Here is a 3,129-nt window from a genome sequence, read left to right on the forward strand (position 1 = left end):
GAAGATCATCACCCACGCTCACCCCATTCTGACTTTAGAACAGGAATCCCAACCTGACCATGGGCATACTGAGGAGGAACTGATCATCCTGGATCTGCTCGCACATGCTGATTATATTGTTTATCAGTTCGAAGTTCCGGTTCCTGAATCTATTGTTTTTGATCAAAGTTTTGAATATTCATTAACTTCTATTGAGTTTTTTACCCAAGTCCAATTGGGATTTGACCATCGTGGGCCACCTGCTATTGCCTGATTTTTACCTTGTTGAGTCCAACATAACCCAACTCAATTTCATTTTAAATTTCTTTCTTACTTTCTAGCAATTCTAGCAATGCGACTATTATTCGTTATTGCCTTTACCCTGATTTCAGTTGGTGTATTGGCAGCACAAGATCTTACAATCACAGGACGTGTCCTTGATAAAAATACCAATTCTCCTTTGCCGGGTGTTTCTGTTTTCGTTCCCGAACTTAACCGCGGCGTGGTTACCGACTTGGATGGAAACTTTAAAATCAACTCTCTTCCTGAGAAAAACATTACTTTCCAGATTTCATTTATCGGATATTCCACTCAGGTACAAACAATCAGGCCTGGCAATTCGGCCAAGTCCCTGGTCATCCAACTGGAAGAATCCACCACCAATATTGACGAAGTGGTGATTTCTGGCGCTTATATTATGAGCAAGGAAAGTTCACCGATCAGCATCGAAAAGGTGGACCGAATGGCAATTCTCAAAATGCCTTCACCAAGTCTGATGACAGCATTGACCAGAACCCCGGGAGTAAATGAAATCTCTTTGGGACCCGGCATCAGCAAACCTGTAATTAGAGGCCTTTCTTTCAGCAGGGTGTTGTCAGTATACCAAGGAGGAAGGTTTGAAAACCAACAATGGGGTGCTGACCATGGATTGGGATTGACCGAAACAGGTATAGGAAATGTGGAGCTGATCAAAGGTCCTGCTTCCTTGATTTATGGTTCAGGAGCGATGGCAGGTGTGGTCAACTTGATAGAGGAAAAAGATGCTGCCCAAGGCGATGTTGACGGGTATGTCAACTTGCGTGGATACAGCAATAACCTTGGACTTCGGTCAGAGGTCGGAGTGAAAGGAGCCGGAGAAAATGGTTTTGTATGGTCCATGAACGGGGCCTTGGAATCCCATGCCGATTACATTGACGGTGATGGCAGGACTATGGGAAACACAAGATTCAATACCCAAAATCTGAAAGCAGGTGTCGGTCTTCAAAAGAAATGGGGTGATACCCGACTCAGGTATACGTACATGAAACAGAAGCTCGGAATTTTGGATGAAAACGCCATAGATGAGTTGGCAACTTTTAGAGGAGACCGCAGTACCCAAGTTCCTTATCAAAATGTGACAGACCATTTCTTCTCCTCCGAGACCAATGTGTTTTTGGGAGAGGATAAGTTCAAAGCTACTTTTGGCCTACACAAAAACCTCAGAGAAGAATTGGAATCCGGTGGAGCAAACGTGGATTTGGGATTGAACCAGACCAATGTCATGTACGACCTCAAGTACTTCAAGTCCTTGAATCCACATTTGGAGGCAATCTTTGGGGTTCAGGGTTTTGTTCTCAATACCATCAACTACGACGACGCTTTGGAATTCCTTATCCCTGATGCCAGAAAAGACGACCGTTCAGTTTATGGGCTTTTGAATTACAACAAAGATAAATGGGTAATTCAAGGTGGATTGAGGTATGATTATAGAAAAGTAAATGTAGATGCAAGTGCTCCTCATTTTATCGATTTTGGGTTTATCTTGCCTGGAGAACCTGAAGACAGGAAACTTGAGAGGACATTCGATGGAGTGACCACGAGTGGTGGGGCTACCTTTAGACCGGATGACAAATGGAGATTCAGGTTAAACATTGCGCAGGGTTTCAGGGCTCCCGATTTGGCGGAATTGTTTTCCAATGGGGTACATCCCGGAACCAGAAGATTTGAAAAAGGAAATGCGTCCTTTGAAAGAGAACAAAACATTCAGACTGACTTTGGTATCCGTTACAGCGGCAAAGGATTTGCGCTTTCTGGAGAAGTTTTTTATAACAGCATCAACAACTATATTTTCTTTGCCCCTACCGGAGAAGTGCAGGAAGATTTGGATATATGGTCATTTGAGCAGGCAGATGCGAGACTTTATGGCGGCGAAATAGAATTGGATATCCAGCCAACATCCATCAAGTGGATCAGTGGATCGACTTCGTACGCCATGGTCATCGGACAGAGAAGAAATGACATGACTTACCTGCCTTATATTCCGGCATTCCGTTGGAATCAAAATGTAGATTTCAGGTTGAAAGATATCGGGATTCTCCAAAAACCATACATCAGCCTATTGGGTTCTTTGGTTTTTGACCAGGAAAGAGCTGCGCCTTTGGAAGAAGCAACTCCGGGTTATTTCCTTTTGGGGATGAATATCGGTGGGAACCTAAAAATCGGAAGCAACACCATGGATATTTATGTCAGTGGAACCAACCTTTTGAATAAAGCTTACTTGGATCACCTTTCCCTGTTTAGGCCTTTTGGCGTCAATCAGATGGGAAGAAATATTGCGTTGAATGTCAGAATTCCTTTTTGAAAGGAATAAATATCAATAAATGAACAAGATTGTCAAGGTAATATTTTGGGTTTTCTTTTTGGGACTGAATTCATGTATGGAACCAAGGGAAAACCCATCTTTGACAAAATCTGATCCCAAAATACTTGCTATCGGAAACAGCATTACCTGGCATCCACCGGCTTCTGAAATCGGTGGGAACGGAGATTGGGGCATGGCAGCAAGTGCTAGGGACAAAGATTATTTTTCTGTCTTAGGCTCTTTGGTCAAATCTATAAAGCCGGAGGCTAATCTGAAAAGGGAAAACGTGTATCCTTTTGAAAGAGGCTTTGAATCCTTTGACTTTTCTTATTATGATCATCTCCGAGATTTTAGTCCCGACATCCTGATTATCAGATTTGGAGAAAATATTGGAGAATCCGAGGTCAATGGGAATGCACTTGCGGAATCGATCAAATTATTTTCTGATTACTTAGCCAACGGGAGAAAGATGGAGGTCATCGTCACGACTACTTTCTGGTACAGTGAAAAAGTGAATCAGCAGCTTATTT

3 protein-coding genes are annotated in these 3,129 nt (G+C 42.8%); all 3 read left to right on the forward strand.

The genetic code is table 11. From position 1 onward, the window contains the following. Nucleotides 1-253, forward strand: a 253-nt coding sequence (locus tag ACZFYI_RS18065; protein WP_462525521.1) for a hypothetical protein, incomplete at its 5' end; no start/stop codon positions are given. Nucleotides 254-331: 78 nt separating this feature from the next. Continuing rightward, entirely contained in the window at nt 332-2,599 is a 2,268-nt protein-coding gene (locus tag ACZFYI_RS18070) for a TonB-dependent receptor (protein ID WP_462525522.1), read from the forward strand. A gap of 19 nt (nt 2,600-2,618) precedes the next feature. Beyond that, nucleotides 2,619-3,129: hypothetical protein (locus ACZFYI_RS18075; protein ID WP_462525523.1), on the forward strand; the 511-nt coding region annotated here is incomplete at its 3' end.

Source organism: Aquiflexum sp. (assembly GCF_977115555.1).

Bases quoted from the DNA above. Each gene is read 5' to 3' on its own strand.
- ACZFYI_RS18070 (WP_462525522.1), top strand. From the start codon at position 332: ATGCGACTATTATTCGTTATTGCCTTTACCCTGATTTCAGTTGGTGTA.